This window comes from uncultured Tateyamaria sp. (assembly GCF_947503465.1).
Classification (GTDB): domain Bacteria; phylum Pseudomonadota; class Alphaproteobacteria; order Rhodobacterales; family Rhodobacteraceae; genus Tateyamaria.
In genome coordinates this window covers 2,281,421-2,303,563 of record NZ_CANNDN010000001.1, presented here as the reverse complement: position 1 = coordinate 2,303,563, position 22,143 = coordinate 2,281,421, and the positions used below count along the sequence as shown (strand labels likewise).

The 22,143-nt window shown below is 61.7% G+C and carries 22 protein-coding genes; 11 read left to right on the top strand and 11 right to left on the bottom strand.

Features of this window, described 5'->3' with window-relative positions; genetic code table 11:
* The first annotated feature begins 135 nt into the window (after positions 1 to 135).
* Complete coding sequence (locus Q0844_RS11470; protein WP_299044848.1) at positions 136 to 1,023, top strand: DMT family transporter; 888 nt, start codon at positions 136 to 138, stop codon at positions 1,021 to 1,023.
* Between the two features lie 265 nt (positions 1,024 to 1,288).
* Positions 1,289 to 2,182 (top strand): AraC family transcriptional regulator, encoded by an 894-nt coding sequence (locus tag Q0844_RS11465; protein WP_299044846.1) that lies wholly within the window; start codon positions 1,289 to 1,291, stop codon positions 2,180 to 2,182.
* Here the strand turns inward: Q0844_RS11465 and Q0844_RS11460 are convergent.
* Together Q0844_RS11460 and Q0844_RS11455 are read right to left on the bottom strand one after the other, a co-directional pair.
* On the bottom strand, positions 2,179 to 3,522 hold the full coding sequence (locus Q0844_RS11460) for an adenylate/guanylate cyclase domain-containing protein (RefSeq protein WP_299044845.1): 1,344 nt from the start codon (positions 3,520 to 3,522) through the stop codon (positions 2,179 to 2,181). The genes Q0844_RS11465 and Q0844_RS11460 overlap by 4 nt on opposite strands.
* 33 nt (positions 3,523 to 3,555) lie before the next feature.
* Positions 3,556 to 4,476 (bottom strand): DMT family transporter, encoded by a 921-nt coding sequence (locus Q0844_RS11455; protein WP_299044844.1) that lies wholly within the window; start codon positions 4,474 to 4,476, stop codon positions 3,556 to 3,558.
* A 95-nt stretch (positions 4,477 to 4,571) separates the two neighbouring features.
* On the opposite strand from Q0844_RS11455, the gene Q0844_RS11450 reads away from it, so the two are divergent.
* From Q0844_RS11450 to Q0844_RS11440, 3 genes are all read left to right on the top strand, one after another.
* Positions 4,572 to 5,471, top strand: coding sequence for a LysR family transcriptional regulator (locus Q0844_RS11450; protein WP_366522996.1), 900 nt, complete (start codon positions 4,572 to 4,574; stop codon positions 5,469 to 5,471).
* Between the two features lie 82 nt (positions 5,472 to 5,553).
* Positions 5,554 to 5,754, top strand: a complete 201-nt coding sequence (locus Q0844_RS11445) for a hypothetical protein (protein WP_299044842.1) — start codon at positions 5,554 to 5,556, stop codon at positions 5,752 to 5,754.
* A gap of 52 nt (positions 5,755 to 5,806) precedes the next feature.
* On the top strand, positions 5,807 to 6,949 hold the full coding sequence (locus Q0844_RS11440) for an aldo/keto reductase (protein WP_299044841.1): 1,143 nt from the start codon (positions 5,807 to 5,809) through the stop codon (positions 6,947 to 6,949).
* Positions 6,950 to 7,271: 322 nt separating this feature from the next.
* Here the strand turns inward: Q0844_RS11440 and Q0844_RS11435 are convergent, their stop codons facing one another.
* The 4 genes from Q0844_RS11435 to Q0844_RS11420 form a co-directional block, all read right to left on the bottom strand.
* Positions 7,272 to 9,464, bottom strand: coding sequence for a PAS-domain containing protein (locus tag Q0844_RS11435; RefSeq protein ID WP_299044840.1), 2,193 nt, complete (start codon positions 9,462 to 9,464; stop codon positions 7,272 to 7,274).
* On the bottom strand, positions 9,455 to 10,660 hold the full coding sequence (locus tag Q0844_RS11430) for an FIST N-terminal domain-containing protein (RefSeq protein WP_299044838.1): 1,206 nt from the start codon (positions 10,658 to 10,660) through the stop codon (positions 9,455 to 9,457). The genes Q0844_RS11435 and Q0844_RS11430 overlap by 10 nt, the downstream gene beginning before the upstream one ends.
* Positions 10,661 to 10,692: 32 nt before the next feature.
* A complete protein-coding gene (locus Q0844_RS11425; RefSeq protein ID WP_299044837.1) occupies positions 10,693 to 11,394 on the bottom strand; it encodes a response regulator transcription factor in 702 nt (233 codons plus the stop codon).
* A 112-nt stretch (positions 11,395 to 11,506) separates the two neighbouring features.
* Positions 11,507 to 13,273: a PQQ-dependent methanol/ethanol family dehydrogenase gene (locus Q0844_RS11420; protein ID WP_299044836.1), complete on the bottom strand. Its 1,767-nt coding sequence runs from the start codon at positions 13,271 to 13,273 to the stop codon at positions 11,507 to 11,509.
* Between the two features lie 218 nt (positions 13,274 to 13,491).
* Between Q0844_RS11420 and Q0844_RS11415 the strand changes: the two genes are divergently transcribed.
* The 3 genes from Q0844_RS11415 (at position 13,492) to Q0844_RS11405 (ending at position 15,669) form a co-directional block, all read left to right on the top strand.
* Positions 13,492 to 14,013, top strand: coding sequence for a hypothetical protein (locus tag Q0844_RS11415; RefSeq protein WP_299044835.1), 522 nt, complete (start codon positions 13,492 to 13,494; stop codon positions 14,011 to 14,013).
* Between the two features lie 72 nt (positions 14,014 to 14,085).
* On the top strand, positions 14,086 to 15,054 hold the full coding sequence (locus Q0844_RS11410) for an ABC transporter substrate-binding protein (RefSeq protein WP_299044834.1): 969 nt from the start codon (positions 14,086 to 14,088) through the stop codon (positions 15,052 to 15,054).
* Positions 15,055 to 15,669: an ABC transporter ATP-binding protein gene (locus Q0844_RS11405; RefSeq protein ID WP_299044832.1), complete on the top strand. Its 615-nt coding sequence runs from the start codon at positions 15,055 to 15,057 to the stop codon at positions 15,667 to 15,669.
* Here Q0844_RS11405 and Q0844_RS11400 read toward each other — a convergent pair.
* From Q0844_RS11400 to Q0844_RS11380, 5 genes are read right to left on the bottom strand one after another with little or no spacing between them, the layout of a single operon-like run.
* A complete protein-coding gene (locus Q0844_RS11400; protein WP_299044831.1) occupies positions 15,666 to 16,457 on the bottom strand; it encodes an ABC transporter permease in 792 nt (263 codons plus the stop codon). The genes Q0844_RS11405 and Q0844_RS11400 overlap by 4 nt on opposite strands.
* Positions 16,454 to 17,170: an ABC transporter ATP-binding protein gene (locus tag Q0844_RS11395; RefSeq protein WP_299044830.1), complete on the bottom strand. Its 717-nt coding sequence runs from the start codon at positions 17,168 to 17,170 to the stop codon at positions 16,454 to 16,456. The genes Q0844_RS11400 and Q0844_RS11395 overlap by 4 nt, the downstream gene beginning before the upstream one ends.
* On the bottom strand, positions 17,167 to 17,616 hold the full coding sequence (locus Q0844_RS11390; RefSeq protein WP_299044829.1) for a hypothetical protein: 450 nt from the start codon (positions 17,614 to 17,616) through the stop codon (positions 17,167 to 17,169). Before Q0844_RS11390 ends, Q0844_RS11395 begins: the two co-directional genes overlap by 4 nt.
* A gap of 21 nt (positions 17,617 to 17,637) precedes the next feature.
* Positions 17,638 to 18,600, bottom strand: a complete 963-nt coding sequence (locus Q0844_RS11385; RefSeq protein WP_299044828.1) for a YVTN family beta-propeller repeat protein — start codon at positions 18,598 to 18,600, stop codon at positions 17,638 to 17,640.
* On the bottom strand, positions 18,597 to 19,760 hold the full coding sequence (locus tag Q0844_RS11380) for an ABC transporter substrate-binding protein (protein ID WP_299044827.1): 1,164 nt from the start codon (positions 19,758 to 19,760) through the stop codon (positions 18,597 to 18,599). The genes Q0844_RS11385 and Q0844_RS11380 overlap by 4 nt, the downstream gene beginning before the upstream one ends.
* Before the next feature lie 162 nt (positions 19,761 to 19,922).
* Here Q0844_RS11380 and pedF point away from each other — a divergent pair, with 162 nt between their 5' ends.
* From pedF to Q0844_RS11365, 3 genes are all read left to right on the top strand, one after another.
* Complete coding sequence (gene pedF / locus Q0844_RS11375; RefSeq protein WP_299044825.1) at positions 19,923 to 20,621, top strand: cytochrome c-550 PedF; 699 nt, start codon at positions 19,923 to 19,925, stop codon at positions 20,619 to 20,621.
* A gap of 4 nt (positions 20,622 to 20,625) precedes the next feature.
* A complete protein-coding gene (locus Q0844_RS11370) occupies positions 20,626 to 21,525 on the top strand; it encodes a transporter substrate-binding domain-containing protein (RefSeq protein WP_299044823.1) in 900 nt (299 codons plus the stop codon).
* Positions 21,526 to 21,612: 87 nt separating this feature from the next.
* On the top strand, positions 21,613 to 22,128 hold the full coding sequence (locus tag Q0844_RS11365) for a carbon monoxide dehydrogenase subunit G (RefSeq protein WP_299044821.1): 516 nt from the start codon (positions 21,613 to 21,615) through the stop codon (positions 22,126 to 22,128).
* Positions 22,129 to 22,143: the final 15 nt, after the last annotated feature.

Sequence of the window (22,143 nt, the reverse complement as noted above, 5' to 3'; positions counted from 1 at the left end):
CATAAAATTCATGTTGCGCAAAATATGATACGCACAACGTACTATATCGACCTTGCGAAATATATAATAAAAACAATTGGATCCAATGAATATCGACCCTAAAGTACCGTTTCCATCACCCTCAGGGCCAAATCCATGATCGCTGCGATGCAGATGCGCAGGCCTGCTATCCGTGGTGCGGCGTTGATGGTGACGACGGGGGCGCTCTTTGCCGGGGCCAACACCCTGGTGCAATACGCCACGATGGGCGCGGGGCTGCAATCGACCACGGTGGCCTTCTGGCAATACGCCGTCGCGTTCCTTTTCATGTTGCCGCTGATCACGGCAAAGGGCCTTGCACCGCTCGCGACGCGACACTTTCCGGTCCACCTGATCCAGGTCGTCTTTGCCGCGGCAGGGATTCAGTTCTGGGTCATGGGCCTGGCACATGTTCCGATCTGGCAGGCGATTGCACTTGCCATGCTGTCCCCGTTCTTCGTGACCATCGGCGCGCGTATCTTCCTGCGGGAAAGGATCGCGGTGGAACGCTGGATTGCGGTTGCCACCGGGTTCTTGGGCGGGATGATCATACTGTCACCCTGGTCGGACAGGTTCACGCTCTATGCGATCCTGCCCGTCATCGCGGCTGCATTGTGGGCCATAGCCTCACTGTTGATGAAGCGGCTGACGCAAACGGAAAGCCCGGCCACGATCACCTTCTACGTCATGCTGCTGCTGACGCCGATCAACCTGACCGTTGCGTTGGGTGCGGGTGATCTGTCGATGGTCGGGGGGGCCTGGGCCATTGCCATCGCGGCCGGCATCCTGACCGGCCTGGCGCAATTTACGCTGGCGTCGGCCTACAGCGTCGCGGATGCCAGCTTCCTGCAACCGTTTGATCACCTCAAACTGCCGGTGAACGTCGTGTTGGGGATCGCCGTGTTCGGGTTCATGCCGCCGGGCTCTATGCTTCTGGGGTCGGCTTTTATTGTCGGGGCATCGCTCTACCTTTTGCGTCAAGACGGTCGGGCGCTCGCGGCCTGAGGGGGGACGGCCCAACCCGACCAAGGCGCAAGGACCGGTCGGTCATGCGCTAAAGTGCGAAAAGACATGAGAGACAGCGCAACTGCAAGACTCTGAAATATCTGCGCCAGAACCTGATAAATACTGCGCGCGGGACAGACAAATCTTCGGTCTGAGACAGTCTTTTTTGATGTGAATGACTTTGGGGTTGCGTTGGCAGCGCCAGGCAGGGGTGGATAGCGACCATGATGGCGCAATACTGCACGACGCGTAAGGAGCATCTGATATGACCCGGAATCTGCCGCCAGTTGCGGGATATGAACGGTGTTCGGTTTCGGTCAATCCGGATGAATTGAACCTTCATGCGGTGTTTGTTGATCGCAACCTACCGGTCAGTTGCGCCCGCTTCACCGTGGGCGATCACGAGGCGATTGTACCCGCCGATGACAAGTACGACCTGACATTGCAGCGCCACGCGAACGGGCATGTGGTCACACGGCAGGACAATGTCGAAATGACCGCCATGGTGCATTCGGGGGTGCTTGGGTTCTCGACGGCCAATACGAACGCGGAATATGCGTTTCAGGGGCGCACGCAGACGGATTGCATCGCGATCCACAAGGACGTGTTTGCCCAGGTCATACAGTCCGACATCGGTTTTGACACTGTCGGCGATCTTGAACCCCGCTTCGGTTGGCACAATCCACGGATTGCCCATCTGATCCTTCTGCATTTCGAAGCGATGATGCAGAACGACCTGGACACGAACATCGAATCCGAAACCCTTGGCCTGATGGTGGCATCCGAGGTGTTGCGGACGTTTTCAAAACAGAAACGCACGCAGACCGACCATGAATTGTCGCAACGCGATCTCAAGACAATCACCGACTTTGTCGAAGGCAACCTCGAAAGCAACATCGACCTGTCCATGATGGCATCTGTTCTGAAACAGGATGTGTTCAGGTTTTCCAAGGCCTTCAAGGCCGCCACAGGGGCAAGCCCGCATCAATTCGTGATTGGTCGCAGGCTGCACCGGGCGACCGAATATCTGATGACCTCGGACATGCCCCTGTCCGAAGTGGCCTATGCCTGCGGGTTTTCCAGTCAGGCGCACATGACCTCGACCTTTACCAAGCAGCTTGGCGAAACCCCCGGCGGCATCCGCAGGAAAAGCGCTTAGCCACCCGCAGTATCCGACAGGCCAAACACCGGCACGTCGCCAACCAACCCGTCGATCTGTTGCACGCCAAGCGTTGCAAGTGGCGCGGACGGTCCACAGGCGGCCCGCGTATCCGCATCGACCAGAACAGGAACGCCAAGGCGCTTGCACTGGCTTTCCAGCCGCGCGGCCAGGTTCACCGCGTCGCCGTACACGGTAAAGGACTGGCGTTCGGACGACCCAATCGTGCCGGTCACCAGATCGCCGCTGGCAATCCCGACGCGGATGCCAAAGCCATGCGCCTTGCCGACCTCCACCAACCTTGTCGCGGTTGCAACTGCCGCGCGGGCCGGGTCGGGGATGCTGATGGGCGCATTGAACGTCACCAGGAACCCGTCACCCAGATAGGACATCACGGTGCCCCCCTGTTCGGAAACGGCCTCCGTCGCGTCCGACAGAAAGGCATCCAGCACGGTGATGACATGCTCGGGCGTATGCCGAGACGAAAAGGCGGTAAAGCCTGCGATATCCATCACCAGCGCAGTGCCCGCCGCACGGCGCGGACGCATGCGTCCGTCATTTTCGATCAGCGAATTGGCGATGTCCGCGGGTACGTATTTTCCGAACAGCGTGCTGACGCGTTCCCGGGCTGATCGTTCCTGGCGTGATTCCAGTTCGGATGCCACCTGGGCAAAGAACACGCTGCGGGCCCTGTAGACCGCGACGGCCAGGGCAAGGGCCGCAAACATGATCATCGCGGTCTCTTCGATCCGGTTTCCCCGTCCGATAAAGTCCATGGACAGGAACACCGTCTCGTAATCCTGTCGCGTCGCATTTGCGGGGATGTCCGCCCAGGACAAGGAATTCTCCATGCGCGTCGATACCCACAGGAACGCGCCCCACCAACCGGCAACGCACAGTGCGCCGGTCCACAGGACCAACCGCCACGACAGGCTCAGGCAGGCGATGGCGACAAGGGGGAACAGGTAATAGATGCCATAGGCGCGGAACGCGATGATCTGGGGCACGTCGTCCGCACGGCTGATCGGGATCAGCGCAAAGGTCGCGCAGATCGACAGGGTGTCCAGGGCGTAGACGGCATATTTCATCCACCACCGATCAAACCGTGTGCCGATCGCCGCCAGATGGGCCACGCCCACGGCCGTGAACACCAGCAGGACAAGGATCGCAGCAAATCGCGGCTCGAACCCGCTGAACAGAAGCGGGGCACCGACATACCACGCAAAGGCCAGCCCGGTCACAAGCGTGCGGCACGCAATGGCCAGACGCAGCCCCGTCTGCTCCGCCCGGATCAGGCGGGCCGCGGATTCCGTCTCGAAAGTGTCGGTGCCTTGCGACATCACTGTGAACGCCTTGCTGTGGATGCGTCTGGCTCAACGATGTGCATGGGACACGCGGTTTGACCAGCCTTCGGGGACACGCAGGCCCAGACTGACGACAAATCCGATGGCTATGATCGCAACACCCGCCACTTCTGCACCCGACGGAACCGCGCCAAACAGGACATATGCGATGCCAAGGGCAACAACCGGCGTGAACACGGGCAGCAACGACGCGGTGTGCACGGACAGGGTCCGCACCACACCGATCAGGGCCACGACGCTGATCACGCCGCCAACGACGCCCTGCATCAGGGCTTGCAGGGCAATCTCGGCAGCCGGTGCCGTACGCAACGTCTCAACTGCGGCCGCACCCAGAACGGGCAGCGCGACAAGGGCGGCACCCGCAGCCACGCCCACGGCCCCTTCGGGCATGGGAATGCACCAATGGCGCAGCAAAACGATGTAGGCACCCCACATCGCGCCCGCCAGCACAAAGAATGCGGCCCCCTGGCTCCACGCGGTGCCAACGGCCCGCATGTCCAACCCCACCAGGATCGCGAGCGCCGCAAACATCAGCGCGGCGGCCCCCATGCGGCGGCCTGTCACCGGCTCGCGCAACAGCAGGCGTCCCAGCAGGCTGCTCATCAGAAACACGGCCACCGGCGCAAACAGCAATCCGTGGGACAGCGGGGCGTGCACATATCCACTGACAGCGGCAAGGCCAAACAGCGGGCCGCCCAACAGCACCAGAACCAACAGACGGGACACCGGTATGCCCAGGGTCCTGCCCCGCGCGACAAGGATCAACAGCACCGGCACGGCCACGATGCCCGGCACCGAAAACCGCAGAAAGACCAGTGCTTCGGGCGACATGCCGGTGTCGATCCCGTGTTTGGCCGCGACGTTGTAGGCCGACCAGCACAGGATGGTCAGGACGCCCACAAACGGACCAGACAGGCGGTGCAGGGGCATTGTTCCAACTCCGGGTGCGACGACCAAAGAATGGCACTTTTGAATGATATCAACCAATGCTAAATATACACGTAAATCATAACGCATAGGTATGGATGATGGAGCTTCGGCATTTGCGGTATTTTGTGGCTGTGGCAGATCACGGGGGCATAAGCCACGCGGCCGACCGGCTGAACATCGCCCAGCCCGCCGTCTCCCGTCAGATCCGCGATCTCGAAGCGGACGTGGGCGTGGACCTGTTGCTGCGCGAAGGGCGGCGCGTGGTCCTGACGGATGCCGGACGCGCCTTTGCCGCGCGGGCCCGTGCCGTCCTGGCGGCCTCGGAAAATGCGGCAGAGGAAGCGCGGCGCATCGACAAGGGCGAAGCTGGCCACCTGCGGATCGGGTTGCTGGAAAGCGCGTCCTGGGCCGGGCACTTGCCCATCGCCCTCAGCAGGTTCGCGCGGGCCTACCCGGATGTCAGGCTGGACGTTGTTCCGATGGGATCGGTTGAACAGATCGACGCGTTGCTGACGGACAAACTCGATGTGGGCTTTGTCTATCCCCAACCCAACCTGGTTGTGGATGCACTGACTCTCCTGCCGCTGCGCACGGATGATGTTGTCATGGCGGCGTCTGCGGATCTGGTGTTCGACACGGACGGTCCACTGGACCTGGACGACATCGACGGGTTGCCGATCGTCTCTTTCCCCCGGTCAGTGGCGCCGGGATATCACGACGCGCTCTTTGGGGCGCTCTCCGGCATCGGGTTCGATCCGGTTGTCGTGCAAGAGGCGGAGACCGAAACGACGATACTCAGCCTCGTCTCGGCAGGGGTCGGGTGCGCGTTTGTCAATGTCGCCAACACCCACCGGCCACCGCGCAATGTCCGGTTCTACAAGGTCCGGGGTGTGTCCGTCCCGATCCAGTTCCTCTTTGCGGCCCGCAAACCTGCAGGGGGACTGGCGCAACGCCTGCAACATATCGTTCAAGCGATTGATGCCACTGAGGCATGATTTCCATATCATTATAGAATTTCCAATTATGTAACTGCACCCCCAGATATCTCTCATCGCCGCAACACGATGGAGACATCTGATGAAACGCTCACCTACTGCACCTGTCCTGGCGACGGTGATGGTCACCGCCACACCGGCACCTGCCGAAGACGCATCGCTGTCCGGGATGGCCATCACTGTGGACACGCTTCTCAGGGGGCAACCCGCGACGATCCCTGCGAACGCGCGGGTTGCGGGCTGGTCCGGCAACGCGGTTGTCCGCAACACACCGGGCAGCTGACACCGCCACTTACGCTCACGTCTGAAAATTCCCTGATCCAAGGACCAATCACATGACCAATCCAATCAACACCACCCGCCGTTCGCTTCTGACCGCAGGCGCCGCCGCCATGGCGCTGGGCGGCATCGCCGCCCGTTCCGCCCGCGCTCAATCCACGGCGACCAGCAGTGGCGCAACCGGGACGACCGGCCGCCGGATGCTGGGCGATCTTGAGGTTTCCGCGCTTGGCCTCGGCGTGCAGAACCACAGCCGAACCTTCGAAACGACAATTCCCAACCGGGCCGAGATGCACAACATCATCAAGACGGCATTCGATCAGGGGATCACCTTCTTTGACACCGCCGAGGTCTATGGCCCGCACGACTCCGAACGCATCCTGGGCGAAGCCACCGGCGCGATACGTGACCAGATCCAGATCGCGACCAAGGTCGGGTTCAACGTGGACCTTGAAACCGGCGCTTGGGCACCGGGGCTGATCAGCCGCCCGGACCACATCAAGAAGTCGGTCGAAGGGTCGCTGCGCCGCTTGCGCACGGATCGGATCGATCTTCTCTATCAACACCGCGTCGATCCCGAGGTCCCGATCGAGGATGTCGCCGGTGCGGTCAAGGACCTGATGGACGAAGGCAAGGTGCTGCATTGGGGGCTGTCGGAAATGGGCCACGACACGTTGCGCCGCGCCCATGCGGAACTGCCGGTCGCGGCGGTGCAGAACGAATATTCGATGCTGTGGCGCGGACCGGAGAACGGGTTGCTGGCCCTGTGCGAGGACCTGGGCATCGGCTTTGTCCCGTTCAGCCCGCTGGGCTACGGCTTTCTCACCGGGGCCATCGACATGGGCACCAGTTTTGCGCCCGGTGATTTCCGCGCTGGCACATCCCGGATGGACATGGATAACCGGGCGGCCAACATGGCTTTGGTCGAACTTGCCCGCACATGGGCCGACCGCAAGGATGCGGCACCGGGCCAGATCGCACTCGCATGGCTGCTGGCGCAAAGCCCGACAATCGTGCCGATCCCCGGCACGACCCAGATGCCGCACATGCTTGAAAACGCCGGTGCCAGCGGGATCACGTTCACTGCGGATGAACTGGCGGACCTGAACGGTCAGATCGCCGCAATCGATGTTCAGGGTGCCCGCATGCCCGAAATGGTCGAAGCCTGGTCCGAGGTCGAGGCACCGACGCGTGGCTGACCTGACCGCACCGTGAAAAGACACGCTGATGCCCATGCGACCCCGTGTGGGCATCAGGCGCGTCTTGCCGAAAAACGCGGTCAGATCGGATTGTTTCGGGGTGTCCGGTGGGCGAAAACGCGACCCGCCCTGCTTCGTAGGTCAGTCTGTCATTGCGACGGTTAAAATCGCCTCAATGCAACGGCCGCAGGGTCAAGTGTCTGTCACGCCGCGACAATCTCAAATAGGTTAAGATCCGGTCACCGCGCCGAAACACGTGTCCCCGCGGGGACACATCGTCAGTCCCGGCCGACTGACCGTGGAATACGCTGCAAGACCCCCCTCACAGCCCGTCTCTCAGAAAGGCATAAAGCCGCTGCGCGTTCACCGGTTTCGCCAGCATGTTCAGGTTCAGCCGCTTGCAGTGCGCCCGCAGTTCGGCAGTCCGGTCCGCCGACACGATCGACGCAGGAACAGGGCCGTACGTGCGCAGGATATGTTCGTAAAGCTGGATGCCGTTCATGCCGTCACCCAGTTGATAGTCCAGCAGGAATACATCCGGCACCAGGTCGATTTCGGAAATGGTCGCCAGCGCTTCTTCGGCCGTTTCCGCCAGGATAACCTCGCCCCGGCTGCTTTCGATCAGGTGCGTCACGGCCTGTGCGACGCTGCGGTTGTTTTCCACCAGCATCACCAGCAACCCCTTGAGGTCACGTTCGACGGTGGGGCCCTGGCTTGCAAAGGGGCTCAGCATCCGGGTGGTCGGGGCCGAGACCGGGACGACAAGGCTGAAACAACTGCCGATCCCCGGCTCCGACCACATCTCCAACGGATGATCAAGGCCCTTGCAGGCCCGTTCCACAATGGCAAGGCCAAGCCCCAGACCGCCATTCGCCGGGCCCGAGCCAAGCTGCTTGAACTCCTGGAAAATGGTTTGCTGGTCTTCCTCGCGAATACCACAGCCGGTATCCCAGACCTCGATCCGGGCGAACCTGCCGACACGCCGCACACCGGCAAGGATGCGGCCCGTGGTGGTGTAGCGGATGGCGTTGGACAGCAGGTTCTGCACGATCCGCCGCAAGTATCCGGGGTCGCTGACCACTGTCAGTCCGCTGTGCACCAGCGAAAAGGTCAACCCCTTGGCGCGGGCGGTCGGCGCCAGTTCGTCGCGCAGCGGATTGAAGATTTCGGTCAGCGACACGGGCTGTACCTCGAACACCGCCTTGCCCGCGTCCAGCTTCGAGATCGCCGACAGCGCCTCGATGATCTGTTCGACACCTTGCAGCGCGGTTTCGGTCTTGGCGACCACTTCCTTGATGGCGCGGTTGTCGGTCTGGTCCGAGATCGACGACACGAACAGCTTGGCCGCCGACAGGGGCTGCAACAGATCGTGGCTGGCCGCGGCGACAAAGCGGGACTTTGATGCGTTGGCGCGTTCGGCATCCGACAGCGCCTCTTCCAGCTCGGCCGTGCGCGCCTCGACCCATCCCTCCAGCTTTTCATTGACCTCTGCCAGCGCACGCGTGGCGGCGCGTTCAGACGTGACGTCCGTCAGGCTGATCACAAAACCGCGGTCGGGCATTTCCTGTGCAAAGATGCTATAGATCTGGTCACCTTTGCGCGTCACCTCGAACGCGATGGGGTCGCGCGGACGGGTGCGTCGGGTCCAGTCGATCAGATGGTCCGCGCTAAAGCCGGTGTCGAAGGTCAGTTCCTCCTGAAACTGTTCCATCAGGTCGTCAAAGGTCAGCTTGCGGCGGGTGCGTACCGGGGCCACGTCCAGCAGCCGGTCCATCCGCTTGTTCCAGCCCACCAGCGTCTTGTCGTGGTCAAAGATACAGACACCCTGGTTGAGGTGGTCCAGCGTGGCTTGCAACTTGCGCGCCTGCTGGTGACGCATCTTGTCGCGTTCCTGCCGTTCCATGCGGATGATGTCGGTGACGTCGGTTTGCAGGATCACCGTGCCATTGCGCGACGTCCTGTGTTCCGAGGCTTGCAACCATCGGTCCCAGATCAGGCTGACGTTGAACACCACGTGCTCTTCGCGGTGCCGTTCCAGACGCAACTGCGCCCAGTCATGGGGTGTCTCTCCGTCCGGCAGGGCGAGAAAGCGGCTGTTCGAGATCGAGGTGACATAGTCGTTGAAGGACAGACCCTCGTGCAGGATCGCCTCGACATCCTGAAGGTCGCGGCAGAACCGGCTGTTGTACAGCACCAGCCGGTCGTCCTGATCAAACAGCGCAAAGCCTTCGTTGATCGTCTCGATTGCCTCGGTCAGGTTGGCGCGGGCCGTTTCGGTTTCCAGATTGGCCTGTTCAAGACGGGCATTCGAATCCTGGAGCAGATCCAGCGTGCGTTCCAGATCGCGGGTGCGTTCGCGCACCTCGGATTCCAGCAATGCGGCGCGTTCGAATTGCTGGTAGGCAAACCCGGATTGTTCGGTCTTCTGTTCGACCCGGCGCATCAGCGCCTGCGAAATCTGGAGCAGCTTTTCGTTCTGCCGCTCAAGCGAATCCTGTGGGTTGATCAGGGACACTCGCCGTTCGCCTTGCCATGCGGTGCCGGATGGTAGAACGCAACGCCGCTCATTGTGTGATTGACATGCAGCGGGCCAATCTGTTCGCCGTAGGTCGAAAAGCCGGTCACCCTGTGCGCGCTCAGCACGTCCGAGATTTGCCGTGTCTGCTGGGATTGTTCGGCCTCGATCCGACGCAGGATACAATCGCAGCCAATGATGTTTACCGGCCGGTTCGGCGTGCCAAGTTCCGTCAGCTTCTTTTCCAGATGCGCCGACAGGTTTTCCTGCGACGCAACAGTCAGCACCATGCCTTCGTCAATGGCGGAAAAGAACACCAGTTCCCCATGCTCGTTGACCTGCTGGATCGCCCGCACGTGGTGGGTGTTGCCGATCCGAACCACGACCGGATGCGAGGCAAAGGTGAAACGATCCAACTGGTCCGGGTCCTTGCCCACAAGTCGCGCATATTCACGTGCGGCGGGTTCGGCGTTGATTTCCTTGACGATTCTTCGGGCCGGGTCGGCGCCCGTAACAACCATCTGCGTGTCGCCCGGGATCAGGTGGTTCAGACTGAACACGCGGGTCTGGTACCGGCTGCGGGCCAATGTCAGGATGGCCGCGTCGGTGGCCACCTTTCCGTTCAACGCAACATAGGTGTGGGCAAAGCTGGTGCCGTCGCCCGCAGAGCCGCCAAAGATCGGAAAGTCCCGAAGGGCGGGCGCGATGGTGGCGGCGAGTGTATCCTCGCTGAGCGACAGGCCATCAACCACGAGAAATGCGAAGTTGTCATCAAGCCCCGGCGTCTTGTCCCGCAGCGCCATCCGTTCCAGCGTGATCCGATCGATGGTCGATTGGGTGTCGAGCGCGCTGATGTCTTCGATCATCAGCGATGTCGTGACAAACCCGTCAGACGGGAACCCAACAGCAACGACAAGCCCCTCTTCGTACCCTGTGGTGCCGATTTCCCCGGCCGTCGTGCAGGCCAGCACATCCGTGTCGGGAAACAGGTCTGCGGCTTCGTCGACGACGCTTTGAAAGTCGATCATGGGTGTCACGAACAGCGCGACCAGCGCAAAGGGGCTGTCACCCAGTTTGCGTTTGAGATGTTTTACAGGCGACGTCGTTGAAGCGCGCACTTCACCAGTTCGCAATATAGCGTACTGGTCCGCCACGGCACGTCCTTCAAGCCTGTCGGCTTTGGACTGCAATGTCATTTGAGTTCTCCCTGGCGCTCAGGATACGAGCGTCACTCGGGACTTGGCAAGACCTTTGAATACTTGGCTTCTTGCGCGACCAGCACGGCCTGGGTCCGGCTTTGGACCCCAAGCTTGCGCATGATCGCGGTCACATGTGCCTTGACCGTGGTTTCGGCGATGGACAGGTCATAGGCGATCTGCTTGTTCAGCTTGCCTTCGCAGATCAGTTCAAGAATGCGGGCCTGTTGATTGGTCAGCGAGGTCAGCCGCGTCAGGTGGTCTTCTTTCGGGTCCGTGCCATTGCCTTCGACAAAGCCGGACGGTTTGTAGATATCGCCCGCGGCGATCGTCTCGATGGCTTCGCGGAAGACGGACCGGTGCGAGTGTTTGGGCACAAACCCCTGCGCACCCGCGATGATTGAATTGGCGATGATCGAATTGTCCGTCATGGACGACACAATGATCACCGGCGTCGCGTCAGCCGTGCGTTTGAGCCGCATGAGCCCGTCCAGCCCGTCGACATCCGGCAGGTTCAGATCCAGCAGAATCAATGTGGGGGGTACGTCTTCGCCCAGCTTTTCAAGGGCGCGTTCCAGGCTGTCGGCGGTGACCACCCGTGCGAAATTGGCCACCGACCGGAGCGTCAGTTCAAGCGCATCGCAGAACAACGGATGATCATCAATCACCAGCGCCCAGCCTTGCGGCACCTTGGTTTCGGAGGGATCGGACAGCGGTGAGGTTTGAAGCGACATAGGCACAGCTTAGACCAGCCATGTCCGATCGGTCACTTGTCAAAAGGTACTACGTCCAACGCAAAACGCCCCCGCGGATGCGAGGGCGTTTCGATACGGTTTTGCGCAGGTATCAGTTGGCCGAGGCCAGCTGTTCCGGCAGGCGGAACGTCCAGAGCATGCCACCCTGGTTCAGGTAGTTGACCTTTTTGGCCACTTCCCCGCCCCAGAGCGGAACGGCACCGCCCCAGCCCGAGATGACGGTGACATATTGTTCGCCGTCCTGTTCCCAGGTGATGGGCTGACCCACGATGCCCGAGCCGGTCTGGAAGGACCACAGTTCTTCGCCGGTCTCGTCATCGAAGGCGATGAACTTGCCTTCGGGGGTGCCGGTGAAGACGAGGCCACCGCCCGTGGTCATCACGCCACCCCAGAGCGGGGCGTCGTTCTTGAACTCCCACTTGGTTTCGCCGGTGTCGGGGTCGATCGCCTTCAGGCTGCCGATATGGTCTTCGTAGTTGGGCTTGATGGTAAAGCCCGACCCGAGATAGGCGGCACCCTTTTTGTAGGTGATCGGTTCGTTCCAGATGTCCATGCCCCATTCGTTCGAGGGCACGTAGAAGTTGCCGGTGCGCTGGCTGAACGCCATGGGCATCCAGTTCTTGCCCCCAAGGAACGAGGGCGATGCAAAGACAACCTCGCCTTTCTTGCCGTCTGCGGCTTCGGCCGGATCACCGGGCCGGTTCGCCTCATTAAAGATGGGTCGCCCGTTTTCGTCCAGCCCGTCAGCCCAGCTGATGTCCTTGACGAAGGGCACGCCGCGCACGAATGCGCCGTCTTCGCGGTTCAGGACGTAGAAGAAGCCGTTGCGGTCCGCCGTGGCGAAACGCTTTTCGCCCGCGCGGTTTTCGTAGGCCACCACTTCGTTCACGCCGTCATAGTCCCAGCCTTCGCGCGGTGTGGTCTGGAAGTGCCACTTGATCTCGCCGGTCTTGGGATCGATCCCGAGACGCGAGGCGGCATAGAGGTTGTCACCCGAACCGTCATTGTTCTGGCCCGCATCGCGCAACCACGAGTTCCAGGGCGCGGGGTTGCCTGTGCCGAAGACCAGCGTGTCGGTGTCCGCGTCATAGGAGCCACCGAGCCACGTGGCACCACCACCGGTTTTCCACATGTCGCCCGGCCAGGTCGCGTTCAGCGTGCCGGTCATGGTGCTTTCTTCGCCGTTCAGCATGCCCATGTGACCTTCGATCACGGGACGGTACCAGACCAGTTCGCCCGTTTCGGCGTCGCGCGCCTCGACCGCGCCGACGATGCCGAATTCACCGCCGGAGTTGCCGGTGATGACCAGACCGTCCACGATCAGCGGGGCCGCCGTATAGCTGTAGCCGGCCTTGTAGTCGGCGATCTTCTTGTTCCAGACCGTGTCGCCCGTCTTGGCGTTCAGCGCCACGATGCGGGCATCGAGCGTGCCGAAGTAGATGTTGTCGCCATAGATGGCCGCACCCCGGTTCACCACGTCGCAGCAGGGCAGGATGCCTTCGGGCAGGCGGGCGTCGTATTGCCAGATCTCTTCGCCCGTCTTGACGTCGATGGCGTACATCCGGCTGTAGGAGCCGGTGATATACATCACACCGTCATGCACGATGGGCTGGGTTTCCTGGCCGCGCTGCTTTTCACCGCCGAGGCTGAAGGCCCAGGCGGGCACCAGGTTGTCGACATTGTCCTTGTTGAGGATGTCGAGCGGCGAATAGCGCTGGAGATGGCGGCCCATGCCGTTTGTCAGCACGTTGTCCGTCGAGGCGGTGTCATTCGCCAGCATCTCCTCGGTCACGCCTTCGGCGAAGACGGGTGTCGTGGCCAGCACCCCCGCGACCGCAGCTGCAATAAATCTGTTCATGTGTTTTCCTCCCAAAACCCGTTGGTGGGCAGTTCCTGCGAAAGCGACCAACAGGTGGCGCACAGCTTTCGCCCTGTGCCAATTATTTGCGCAAACGGGCCAAGCAGGTATTGGCCAATGGTCGTAAGACCCCAAGGAACTTGACAGGAGCCTTGCGACTTTGGTCGCGCAGCGAGTCGATTTGGGTGCGCGTAATCTGGCGGCAGGGAGGCACAGGGATGTTGAAAGCACTGCCACTTGCCGTGATGGCGATTGTCCAGGTGGCGTGGGCCGGGACACAGACCGTGTCGCTCGAATCGGGGGACGGCACCCGCATCGACATTGCCACGGTCCGGATTGCCCCAAGCGGGGACTACGAGGTCGAGATGCTGGACGCCCCGTTTACCGACCACTTTTTGTCGATGCGTCCGTTCCGGTGTCTTGAAGGCCCGCGAAAGCACTGGTGCCATGTGCCATATCCCTATGACATCGCGCGGAATGTCAGCGCAGACCTGACCGATCTGGAATATGATTTCCTGTTCCTTTGGAAAGGCGCGACCGAGTACGGGATCAACATGTGGAACGGTATCTACTACAAGCTGGAACAGGAGGAGGGCCGTCTTGTCGGTACGCTGCACGAGATGGACATGGATCTGCTGTCTGCGCCACCCGAGGCGGGCAACCTGCGCCCGCTGGACCCGTCCGACCTGCATGAAAGCGATCCCGACAGTCACTGGCTGCCACGGCTGGTCATCGACTAGGTCTGCGCCTTTGGTCGTATTCCGGCGGCGCGCGATGCTGCTACGATTTCTGTGATACGGGAGGATCACGCCATGTTTTTCAAAACGCTGATCGGGGCGGTGGCCGCCGCCGTGCTGACCACTGCGGCCTGGGCCGAGACGCAGGCGCTGCGCGTGTCGGTCCTGAAGTTCGGAACGGTGAATTGGGAATTGAACACGATCAAGCACCACGGGTTTGATGCCGCCCACGGATTTGATCTGCAGGTGCAGGGTGTTGCCGGAGGATCAGCCGCCAAGGTCGCCTTTCAAGGGGGCGAGGCCGACGTCATCGTGTCCGACTGGTTGTGGGTCGCGCGGCAGCGGGCGGCAGGCAAGGATTACGTGTTCATTCCCTATTCCAAGGCCGTGGGCGGAATGATGGTCCCAAAGGAAAGCCCGGCGCAATCCATTGCCGATCTGTCCGGATCCAAGATCGGGATTGCAGGCGGTCCGTTGGACAAAAGCTGGTTGATCCTGCGTGCCTATGCAGCACACACGGCGGGCATTGACCTTGAGGCGACGACCGAACAGGTATTTGCCGCGCCGCCGCTGATCTTCAAGTCCGCCCTGTCCGGCGAGGTCGGTGCCGCCATCAACTTCTGGCACTTCCTTGCCAAGATGGAAGCGTCCGGCATGCGCAAGCTGGTGGACGTGGCAGAGGCCGCGACCGCGCTGGGCCTTGACCCGGACACGCCGCTTTTGGGGTATGTCGTCAAGGGCGAGATGCTGCGCGAGACCCCGGCCCTTGTGCACGGTCTGGCCGCCGCGTCGCGCGATGCGAAGGATTTACTGGCATCGAACGAAGCAGAGTGGGACCGGTTGCGCGACCAGATGAATGCAAAGACCGACGCGCAGTTCGACGCGTTGAAGGCGGGGTTCCGTGCCGGAATTCCCGAGGCAGGCCCGGTGGATGAAGAGGCCGCCGCGCGCATGCTTGCGCTGATGGTCGAGCTGGGCGGCGAAGACCTGGTGGGTTCGGCCCGCACCTTGCCTGCCGGTACGTTCCTGCAACCCGGCAGCTAGGTGACGCCGCCGCTTCTTGACCTTCGGTTGCGCGGGCTGGCCTATCAGGGCAAGCCTGTCTTGCGGAACGTATCCCTGCGCTTGGCCCCGGGTGAAACGCTTGCCCTTGTGGGTCCGTCGGGCATTGGCAAGTCGTCGCTTTTGCGGGTCATTGCCGGGCTTGAGGCGAAGTATGATGGCGACTGTGCGCTGAATGGTACGTGCGCAATGGTGTTTCAGGAACCCACCCTGTTGCCGTGGCGGACGGTGGCCCAGAACGTGGCGCTGACGACGGGCGCGTCGGACAGTGCGGTGAACACGGCCCTGACCGAGGTGGGCCTTGGCCCGCGCGCCCTGGACTTTCCCAATCAACTGTCCCTTGGGCAACAGCGCCGCCTGGCCCTGGCCCGTGCCTTTGCCGTGAAGCCCGATCTGTTGTTGATGGACGAACCATTTGTGTCGCTGGACCCCGATCTGGTCCGCGAGATGATGGTGTTGTTTGAACAGTTGCGGGCCAGGCACGGTGTTGCGACCATTCTTGTCACCCACGTGGCAGATGAAGCGCAGCATCTGGCGGACCGCATCGTGACCCTGGGCGGGACGCCTGCAACCATTGTCAGCGACAGGCCGGTCTAACCGCGTTTCCCGATGCGGGTGCGGGCCGGATCGTAGCCCACAAGCGCTGCGGCCGCGAAGGCCAGTGTGGCCAGAGCCGTCCACCCCAGCGCGGTTGCGTTCAAGTCCATGTAGAGCGCAAAGCGGATCAGTTCGACCGCGTGCGTGAACGGGTTCACCGCGCAGATGTCGTGCAGCAGTTCCGAGCTTTCGGCCATTTTCCACAGCGGGTAGAGCGCGGAGGACAAGAAGAACATCGGGAAGATGACGAAGTTCATGACCCCGGCAAAGTTTTCCAGTTGCTTGATGAAGCTGGACAGAAGCAGCCCCAGCGCCCCGAGCATCAGACCGGCGATGATCAGCGACGGCAATACGGTGACGTATCCCCAGCCCGGCATGCGGATGTCAAAGGCCGCCGCGATGGCGAGGAACGCATAGACCTGAAGGATGGAGATGGCCGTTGATCCCATCAGCTTGCACAGCAGCAACCACCACCGGGGCAGGGGCGCGGTCAGCAGCAGCTTCATCGAGCCCATTTCGCGATCGTAGACAAGGCTGAGCGAGGATTGCATGCCGTTGAACAGCAGGATCATGCCGCAGAGGCCGGGCACGATGTAGGTCTCGTAGGTGATGTAGGTTTGGTAGGGTGGAATGATGCTGAGCCCGAGTGCCGCGCGGAACCCGGCCGCAAAGACCAGCAGCCAGACCAGCGGGCGGACCAGCGCGGCGATGAACCGTTCGCGTTGGTGGATAAAGCGCAGCGCCTCGCGCAGCACGATGGCCCGCAAAGAGGTGAGATAGGCCGTCATGTGCCGACCCCGGTCAGCGACAAAAAGCGATCCTGAAGTGTCATGTCCGCGGCAATGGCCCGCGCAGTGCCCTTGGCATAGACACGCGCGTTGTGCAGGACGATCAGGTCATCTTCGGGCCGCACCTCGTCCGTGAGGTGGGTGGCCCAGAGGATTGTCTTGCCTGCATCCGCCAGCGTGTGGGCATAGTCGGTGATCGACGCGCGTGCGGCGGCATCCAGGCCCACGGTGGGTTCGTCCAGCAGCAGGACGCCGGGATCATGCAAGAGCGCGCGAGCGATTTCGGTCCGTCGCCGGTGTCCGCCATTCAGTGCGCGCGCCTTTTCATCGGCGCGGTCGCGCATATCCAGTTGATCGAGCGCGCCGTCGATCCTGGTGCGGGCGCTGCGCCCCGACAAGCCGTGAAGGGCCGCGAAGTACCCCAGGTTCTGCCGGACCGTGAGGTCCAGATCGAGTGTGGTTTGCTGAAACACGATCCCCAGCTGGGCCAGCGCCGCGCGCGGTGCCGTGCGCAGGTCGTGCCCTGCGATCACGATCTGACCGTGGGGCGCGACAAACAGGCGGGTCAGCAGGTTGAACAGCGTGGACTTGCCCGCGCCGTTGGGGCCAAGAAGGGCACAGAAGACACCCGAAGAGACGCTGAACGACACATCGTCCAGCGCTTGCTTGTCTCCGTAGGCATAGCTGAGGCCGCGCGCCTCAAGTCCTGTCATTTAATGGTGATGTCCAACCGTTGCGTTTCGCCCGACGTGCCCGGGATCTTGATGTAGTATGCGCCGGGTTTAATCGCGACGAAACCGATTTCCATCTCGCCCGCCTCGTCGAACTCGATACTGTCGAGGCCGAGGGGGCGGATTTCGAGACCCTCGACCACGATCTCGTCGATCCAGATGGCGCGGAAGAACTCGGGCCCCACGAGCGCCAGTTCCTGGCTGCCGTCACCCTGGATTTCAAATTCGTAATAGGTGCCGGATTGCAATTCCCAAGGGCCTTCGGGCGCGATGGGTTCGCCCGCCGACAGGATGATCGGCGGCAGGTCTTCCTTGTTGCTGCCGCCCAGCAGACCCGCGGCGCCAAAGCTGGGGCCATCATCGTCATCCGCCAGTGCAAGTGTCGGTGCGGCAAGCGACATTGCGGCGATCAGGGCCAGGGTTTTCATGCGTGTTCTCCAGTTTGCGGGTTAAGAACCGGTGGGGCGGAACGCAGCCCCCCAAGGGAAGCGGCCCACCTTGATGGACTTGATCGCTTCGCGTTTTGCCACGTCGATAACCGTCACGTCACCCGACACGCCGTTGGTGGTGAACAGCAATGACCGGTCTTCGTTGAATTCCATGTGCCAGACCCGACGCCCGACAAGGATGTACTCCTCGACCTCGTAGGTCGTGGCATTGACGACGGCGACGTGGTTGGACGGCCCAAGCGCCACAAAGGCGTGTGTGTCACCGGCGGTGAACTCGAACCCTACGGGCTGGACCCGGTCGGGGTGGACGCCCTGGACCTCAAAGCTCATCTTGGCCTTTTCGGTCTGCGTGGCGGTGTCGAACACGGTGAGGGTGCCGCCGATCTCGGAACTCACCCACATCTCGGCCCCGTCCTTGATGAACTCGGCATGGCGCGGGCGGCTGTCGACCAATGTGTTAGCGAACAGTTCCTGTGTTTCCGTGTCGATCCAGTGGGCCATGTTCGTGGTTTCAGACGTGGTGATCGCGATGGTGCCATCGGGGGACACGGCCATCCCTTCGGGTTCGACGCCCACGTCGATCTGCGCGATCACCTTGCGGGTTTCGACATCCACCACGGTTGTGATCGCGTCGTCTTCGTTGGCGATATAAAGGTGCCGATCGTTGGGGTGCAGGACAAATTGTTCCGGGTCGTCGCCTGATGGCAGTTCATGCAGGATCTCGCCCGAGTTCGGGTCCATGACCTGCACCGCGTTGCTGTCCGAGGCGCAGATGTAGACGCGGCTGTAATCCTTGGAAAACAGGATGCCGCGCGGGCGTTCGCCTGTGTCGTAGGTCTTGATGACCTCGAGCGTTTCGGTCGAGATGACCGAGATCGTGTCGTCTTTTTCGTTGGTGACCCAAATTTCGCCTGCCATCGCGGTCGAGGCCAGAAGAGAGAATATCGCGGTCAATCGTATCATTGGAATGCCTCGCAATTGCTTTCCGGGCGGTCGAGCCCCAGGCTGTCTAGTTCATTGATTTGGTGCAGGAACCCGTCCAGCGGCGCCTGTGCCACCAGCGCACGCGGGTGCGCGATGGCGATGGGCTGGCGCAACTGGCCGTTCCAGTCGCGATAGGTCAGCGGACGGCCCTTGAATCCTGCCAGTTCGAACTGGTCAGACAGGATGTAGGTGCGCAGCGTTTCGGGATCGGTCGCGTTGGTGCGCGTCATCGCCTCGCCCAGCGTACGCACGGCGGCCCAGGCGGCATAGTCCTGCGCGGTCATTTCGCGCGCGTGTTCTTTTTCAAAGCGGGACTGCAACTGCGCAGCGCCCCATTGTTCGATCACCGGAGACCAGCCCACGGCGGTCAACCCTTCCGAGCCGACCACCGGCCGCGCCTGCCAGGTGTTGTAAAGGACATAGCGCCCGAAATCGTGCACTTCGTCCGCGATGATCAACGCATCGTAGTCGCCGAAATCCTGCGTGAAGAGCGGAACCTCCTCGCTGGCATTGCGGCGCATGTCGGCGTCAAACGCCCATTCCTTTTCGCCCTCAAGCGACAGGCCGAACTTGGTCAGGGACCGGCGCATGGCCTGGGCATAGCTGGTGTCGGCATCATGCGTCCCGGTGATCATCACCAGATCGTCCCAGCGTTTTTTCACCAGCACCTGCGCCAGCGCATCCGTGCGCATCGCGTCAGAGGCGAGCGTATGCAGCAGGTTGCCGCGGCATTCGGTATCGCGCAGGGCCAGATCACCGGCAGAGGTGTTGAACAAGACGGCACCATCTGCCTCTGGCAGATCGGCAATGGCGGTGATGTCCGGGGCGGCGGCGTCGATCACCAGATAGGGCGACACGGCGAGCAGGTCGCGGGCAGCGGCAAGCGCGTCTTCGCCCTCGAACACCTCGGTCACTGTCAATTCGTAGGTCTGCCCCAGGAATTTTCCGGTTGTCAGGTTGTCCGCCAGACCGGTCTGCGCGCCTGCAAGCCCGTTGTTTTCCGGGATCGGGTCAAGGTTCGACAAGGTCGGGGGGATGGGCTGCTCGACCCGCAGATATCCGATGGTCAAAGTGATTTCCGCACTGACGGGCGCGGCCAGCGCAGCCCCCACGAGCGCACCCAAGGCAAGGTGTTTCACGATCGTCCTCCCGTTATCGCAACGCTAGCGTGCGCCGGAAATGAGTGTGTATAGGACCATGGTCTTACTCCTTTGGCCGCACAACCAAAGTCCAATACCGCCCCCCGATCTGGTGGCGTAGGACAGAAGGCAAGAGGAGCACCCATGTCAGGGAGGCATGTGATGAACAGCAAGACCAGAAAACAGCTTTGGATGGCCGGCGCGATGAGCGTTGCAGCGACCCTGGCGGTGGCCCATGGCGATGTCGCACCCCAAGCGGTCGATACGACTGGCCTGCCCACCATCGAAGGGGATTGGTTGACCGAAAACCCCTATCGCGCCGACAAGGTGGGCGAGGAAACCTGGCTGCGCGCCGTCGAGATCGGCGCGTCGGGCTACAACCAGAACTGCGCACGCTGCCACGGGCTTGAGGTTGTTTCGGGCGGTCTGGCCCCCGACCTGAGGTTCCTTGAGGCCGAAGAATACGGCGACGAATGGTATGTTGAGCGTTTTGTCGAAGGCTATACCCAGAACGGTATTACCAAGATGCCCGCCTTTGGAGAGTTGTTGGGGCAGGAGGCCGCCTGGGCCATCCGCACCTATATCGAGGCCCGACCCGATGATGTCGCGATGGAAGAGGTCGCGGACGAGTTGAAGGCGATGCGCGATCAGTTGGCCGGATATGCCAGTGACGCAAGCGGTGCGGATGCCGACGGCCTCAAGAACCGGCTGACAGAGATTGCGACAAGCATTCCAACCCTGTCGGGTGCCCCAGTGGCCGACAGCGTTGCGTTCCGCGCGGCCAACCTGATTGACGGCACGCCTGATGCGTACAAGTCGGCGTCCGAAGTCTTGACCATCGGATTGTCTGCCGCAAACTGACGGCATGACACTACGAACAACGATCTTCTCCCTGGTGGTTGTGGGTCTGTCCCTTGGGCAGGCCCACGCCGCTGATCCGTGCGCCGATCATGTGCCTCAGCCCAAGCCCCAGAACGTGGGGCGCGACATCGTGGGCAAGGAGCTGGATGAAATCCAGGACCAGGGCCACATGCTGTTTGCCGTTTACGAGGATTACCCGCCCTATTCCTGGGAGGAAGGCGGCGAGCCGATGGGTGTTGATGTGGAGATTGCCCGCATCATTGCCGACGATCTGGGCGTCGAGGCCCGGTTCAATTTCGTGGCCGCGGGCGAGAACCTGGATGCCGATCTGCGCAACAATATCTGGCGTGGTGCCCTGATCGGGGGGCGCATTGCCAATGTGATGATGCGAATCCCTTACGACAGCGCCTTCAAGTGCCGGGTCGAGCAGGTAGTATTTACCGGGCAATATGCAGGCGAGAGCATCGCGATTGCCTATGACAAGGCGACATATCCCGACGAGAAACCTGTCCCGGCCTATTTCCGGTTCGACACTGTCGGCGTCGAGAATGATTCGATCTCTGACTTCTACCTGTCGGGTTTCGTGGGCGGGCAGTTGCAACCGAACATCCGCCGCTTTCCCACCACAGCCGCCGCCATGGAGGCGTTGAATGCAGGCGAAGTGAAGGCCGTTATGGGGTCGCTTGGGGAGTTGGAGTACGGGTTGAGCGAAAAAAGTGCCGTGCACCAGCCGCCGCTTGCAGGTTTCGCCGTCAGCAGCTGGACATTGGGCGTGGCGGTGAATTTCCGTTACCGCCCGCTGTCCTATTCGGTCGATGATGCGATCAATTTCGCGCTGCAGGACGGGCGGATTCCGGCGATTTTCGAGGCGTACGGCCTGACCCATCAAGTCCCTGAAAGGTAAGCGCGACTTTGGTCGTACACACTTGGTCGAATGGTGCGTGGACCCCCTGCGCCATAGGCTTTCCGACAAGCAAAGGGGGGTCCTTCCATGAATCTTAGCGACACACGTATCATCGATGCCGACCGCGCAACGGTCTGGGCCGCAATCCTTGATCCCGACGTGCTGAAGGCCTGCGTGCCCGGCTGTCAGGAGATGGAGGGCACGCCCAAGGACGGGTTCACCGCGACGGTTGTTCAAAAGGTGGGCCCGGTGAAGGCGACATTCAAAGGGGCCGTGACCTTGTCGGATATGCAAGCCCCGGAAAGCGTGAACATCACGGGTGAGGGCAAGGGTGGCGCCGCAGGCTTTGCCAAGGGCGGCGCCAAGGTGCGGCTGGAAGATCAGGGCGCGCAAACCGTTCTGCATTACGATGTCGAAGCGAAAGTGGGCGGCAAGCTGGCCCAATTGGGCAGTCGCATCATCGACGGGTTCGCCAAGAAGATGGCGGACCAGTTCTTCAACAATTTTCAGGACCACGTGGGCACACCGCCCGCCGAAGACGCGGAGACCGACGCGTCCGAAGACGCACCCAAGAAGGGTTGGCTGAAGCGCCTGGTCAGTTGAGCGCACGGAAAAGAC

Excerpts from the sequence above, each read along its gene's own strand:
- Q0844_RS11420 (WP_299044836.1), bottom strand. The coding sequence starts at position 13,273 with ATGAACAGATTTATTGCAGCTGCGGTCGCGGGGGTGCTGGCCACGACA.
- Q0844_RS11470 (WP_299044848.1), top strand. The coding sequence starts at position 136 with ATGATCGCTGCGATGCAGATGCGCAGGCCTGCTATCCGTGGTGCGGCG.
- Q0844_RS11440 (WP_299044841.1), top strand. The coding sequence starts at position 5,807 with ATGACCAATCCAATCAACACCACCCGCCGTTCGCTTCTGACCGCAGGC.
- Q0844_RS11400 (WP_299044831.1), bottom strand. The coding sequence starts at position 16,457 with ATGACGGCCTATCTCACCTCTTTGCGGGCCATCGTGCTGCGCGAGGCG.
- Q0844_RS11450 (WP_366522996.1), top strand. The coding sequence starts at position 4,572 with ATGATGGAGCTTCGGCATTTGCGGTATTTTGTGGCTGTGGCAGATCAC.
- Q0844_RS11365 (WP_299044821.1), top strand. The coding sequence starts at position 21,613 with ATGAATCTTAGCGACACACGTATCATCGATGCCGACCGCGCAACGGTC.
- Q0844_RS11430 (WP_299044838.1), bottom strand. The coding sequence starts at position 10,660 with ATGACATTGCAGTCCAAAGCCGACAGGCTTGAAGGACGTGCCGTGGCG.
- Q0844_RS11465 (WP_299044846.1), top strand. The coding sequence starts at position 1,289 with ATGACCCGGAATCTGCCGCCAGTTGCGGGATATGAACGGTGTTCGGTT.
- Q0844_RS11410 (WP_299044834.1), top strand. The coding sequence starts at position 14,086 with ATGTTTTTCAAAACGCTGATCGGGGCGGTGGCCGCCGCCGTGCTGACC.
- Q0844_RS11370 (WP_299044823.1), top strand. The coding sequence starts at position 20,626 with ATGACACTACGAACAACGATCTTCTCCCTGGTGGTTGTGGGTCTGTCC.
- Q0844_RS11395 (WP_299044830.1), bottom strand. The coding sequence starts at position 17,170 with ATGACAGGACTTGAGGCGCGCGGCCTCAGCTATGCCTACGGAGACAAG.
- Q0844_RS11390 (WP_299044829.1), bottom strand. The coding sequence starts at position 17,616 with ATGAAAACCCTGGCCCTGATCGCCGCAATGTCGCTTGCCGCACCGACA.
- Q0844_RS11385 (WP_299044828.1), bottom strand. The coding sequence starts at position 18,600 with ATGATACGATTGACCGCGATATTCTCTCTTCTGGCCTCGACCGCGATG.
- Q0844_RS11415 (WP_299044835.1), top strand. The coding sequence starts at position 13,492 with ATGTTGAAAGCACTGCCACTTGCCGTGATGGCGATTGTCCAGGTGGCG.
- Q0844_RS11425 (WP_299044837.1), bottom strand. The coding sequence starts at position 11,394 with ATGTCGCTTCAAACCTCACCGCTGTCCGATCCCTCCGAAACCAAGGTG.
- pedF (WP_299044825.1), top strand. The coding sequence starts at position 19,923 with ATGAACAGCAAGACCAGAAAACAGCTTTGGATGGCCGGCGCGATGAGC.
- Q0844_RS11445 (WP_299044842.1), top strand. The coding sequence starts at position 5,554 with ATGAAACGCTCACCTACTGCACCTGTCCTGGCGACGGTGATGGTCACC.
- Q0844_RS11455 (WP_299044844.1), bottom strand. The coding sequence starts at position 4,476 with ATGCCCCTGCACCGCCTGTCTGGTCCGTTTGTGGGCGTCCTGACCATC.
- Q0844_RS11460 (WP_299044845.1), bottom strand. The coding sequence starts at position 3,522 with ATGTCGCAAGGCACCGACACTTTCGAGACGGAATCCGCGGCCCGCCTG.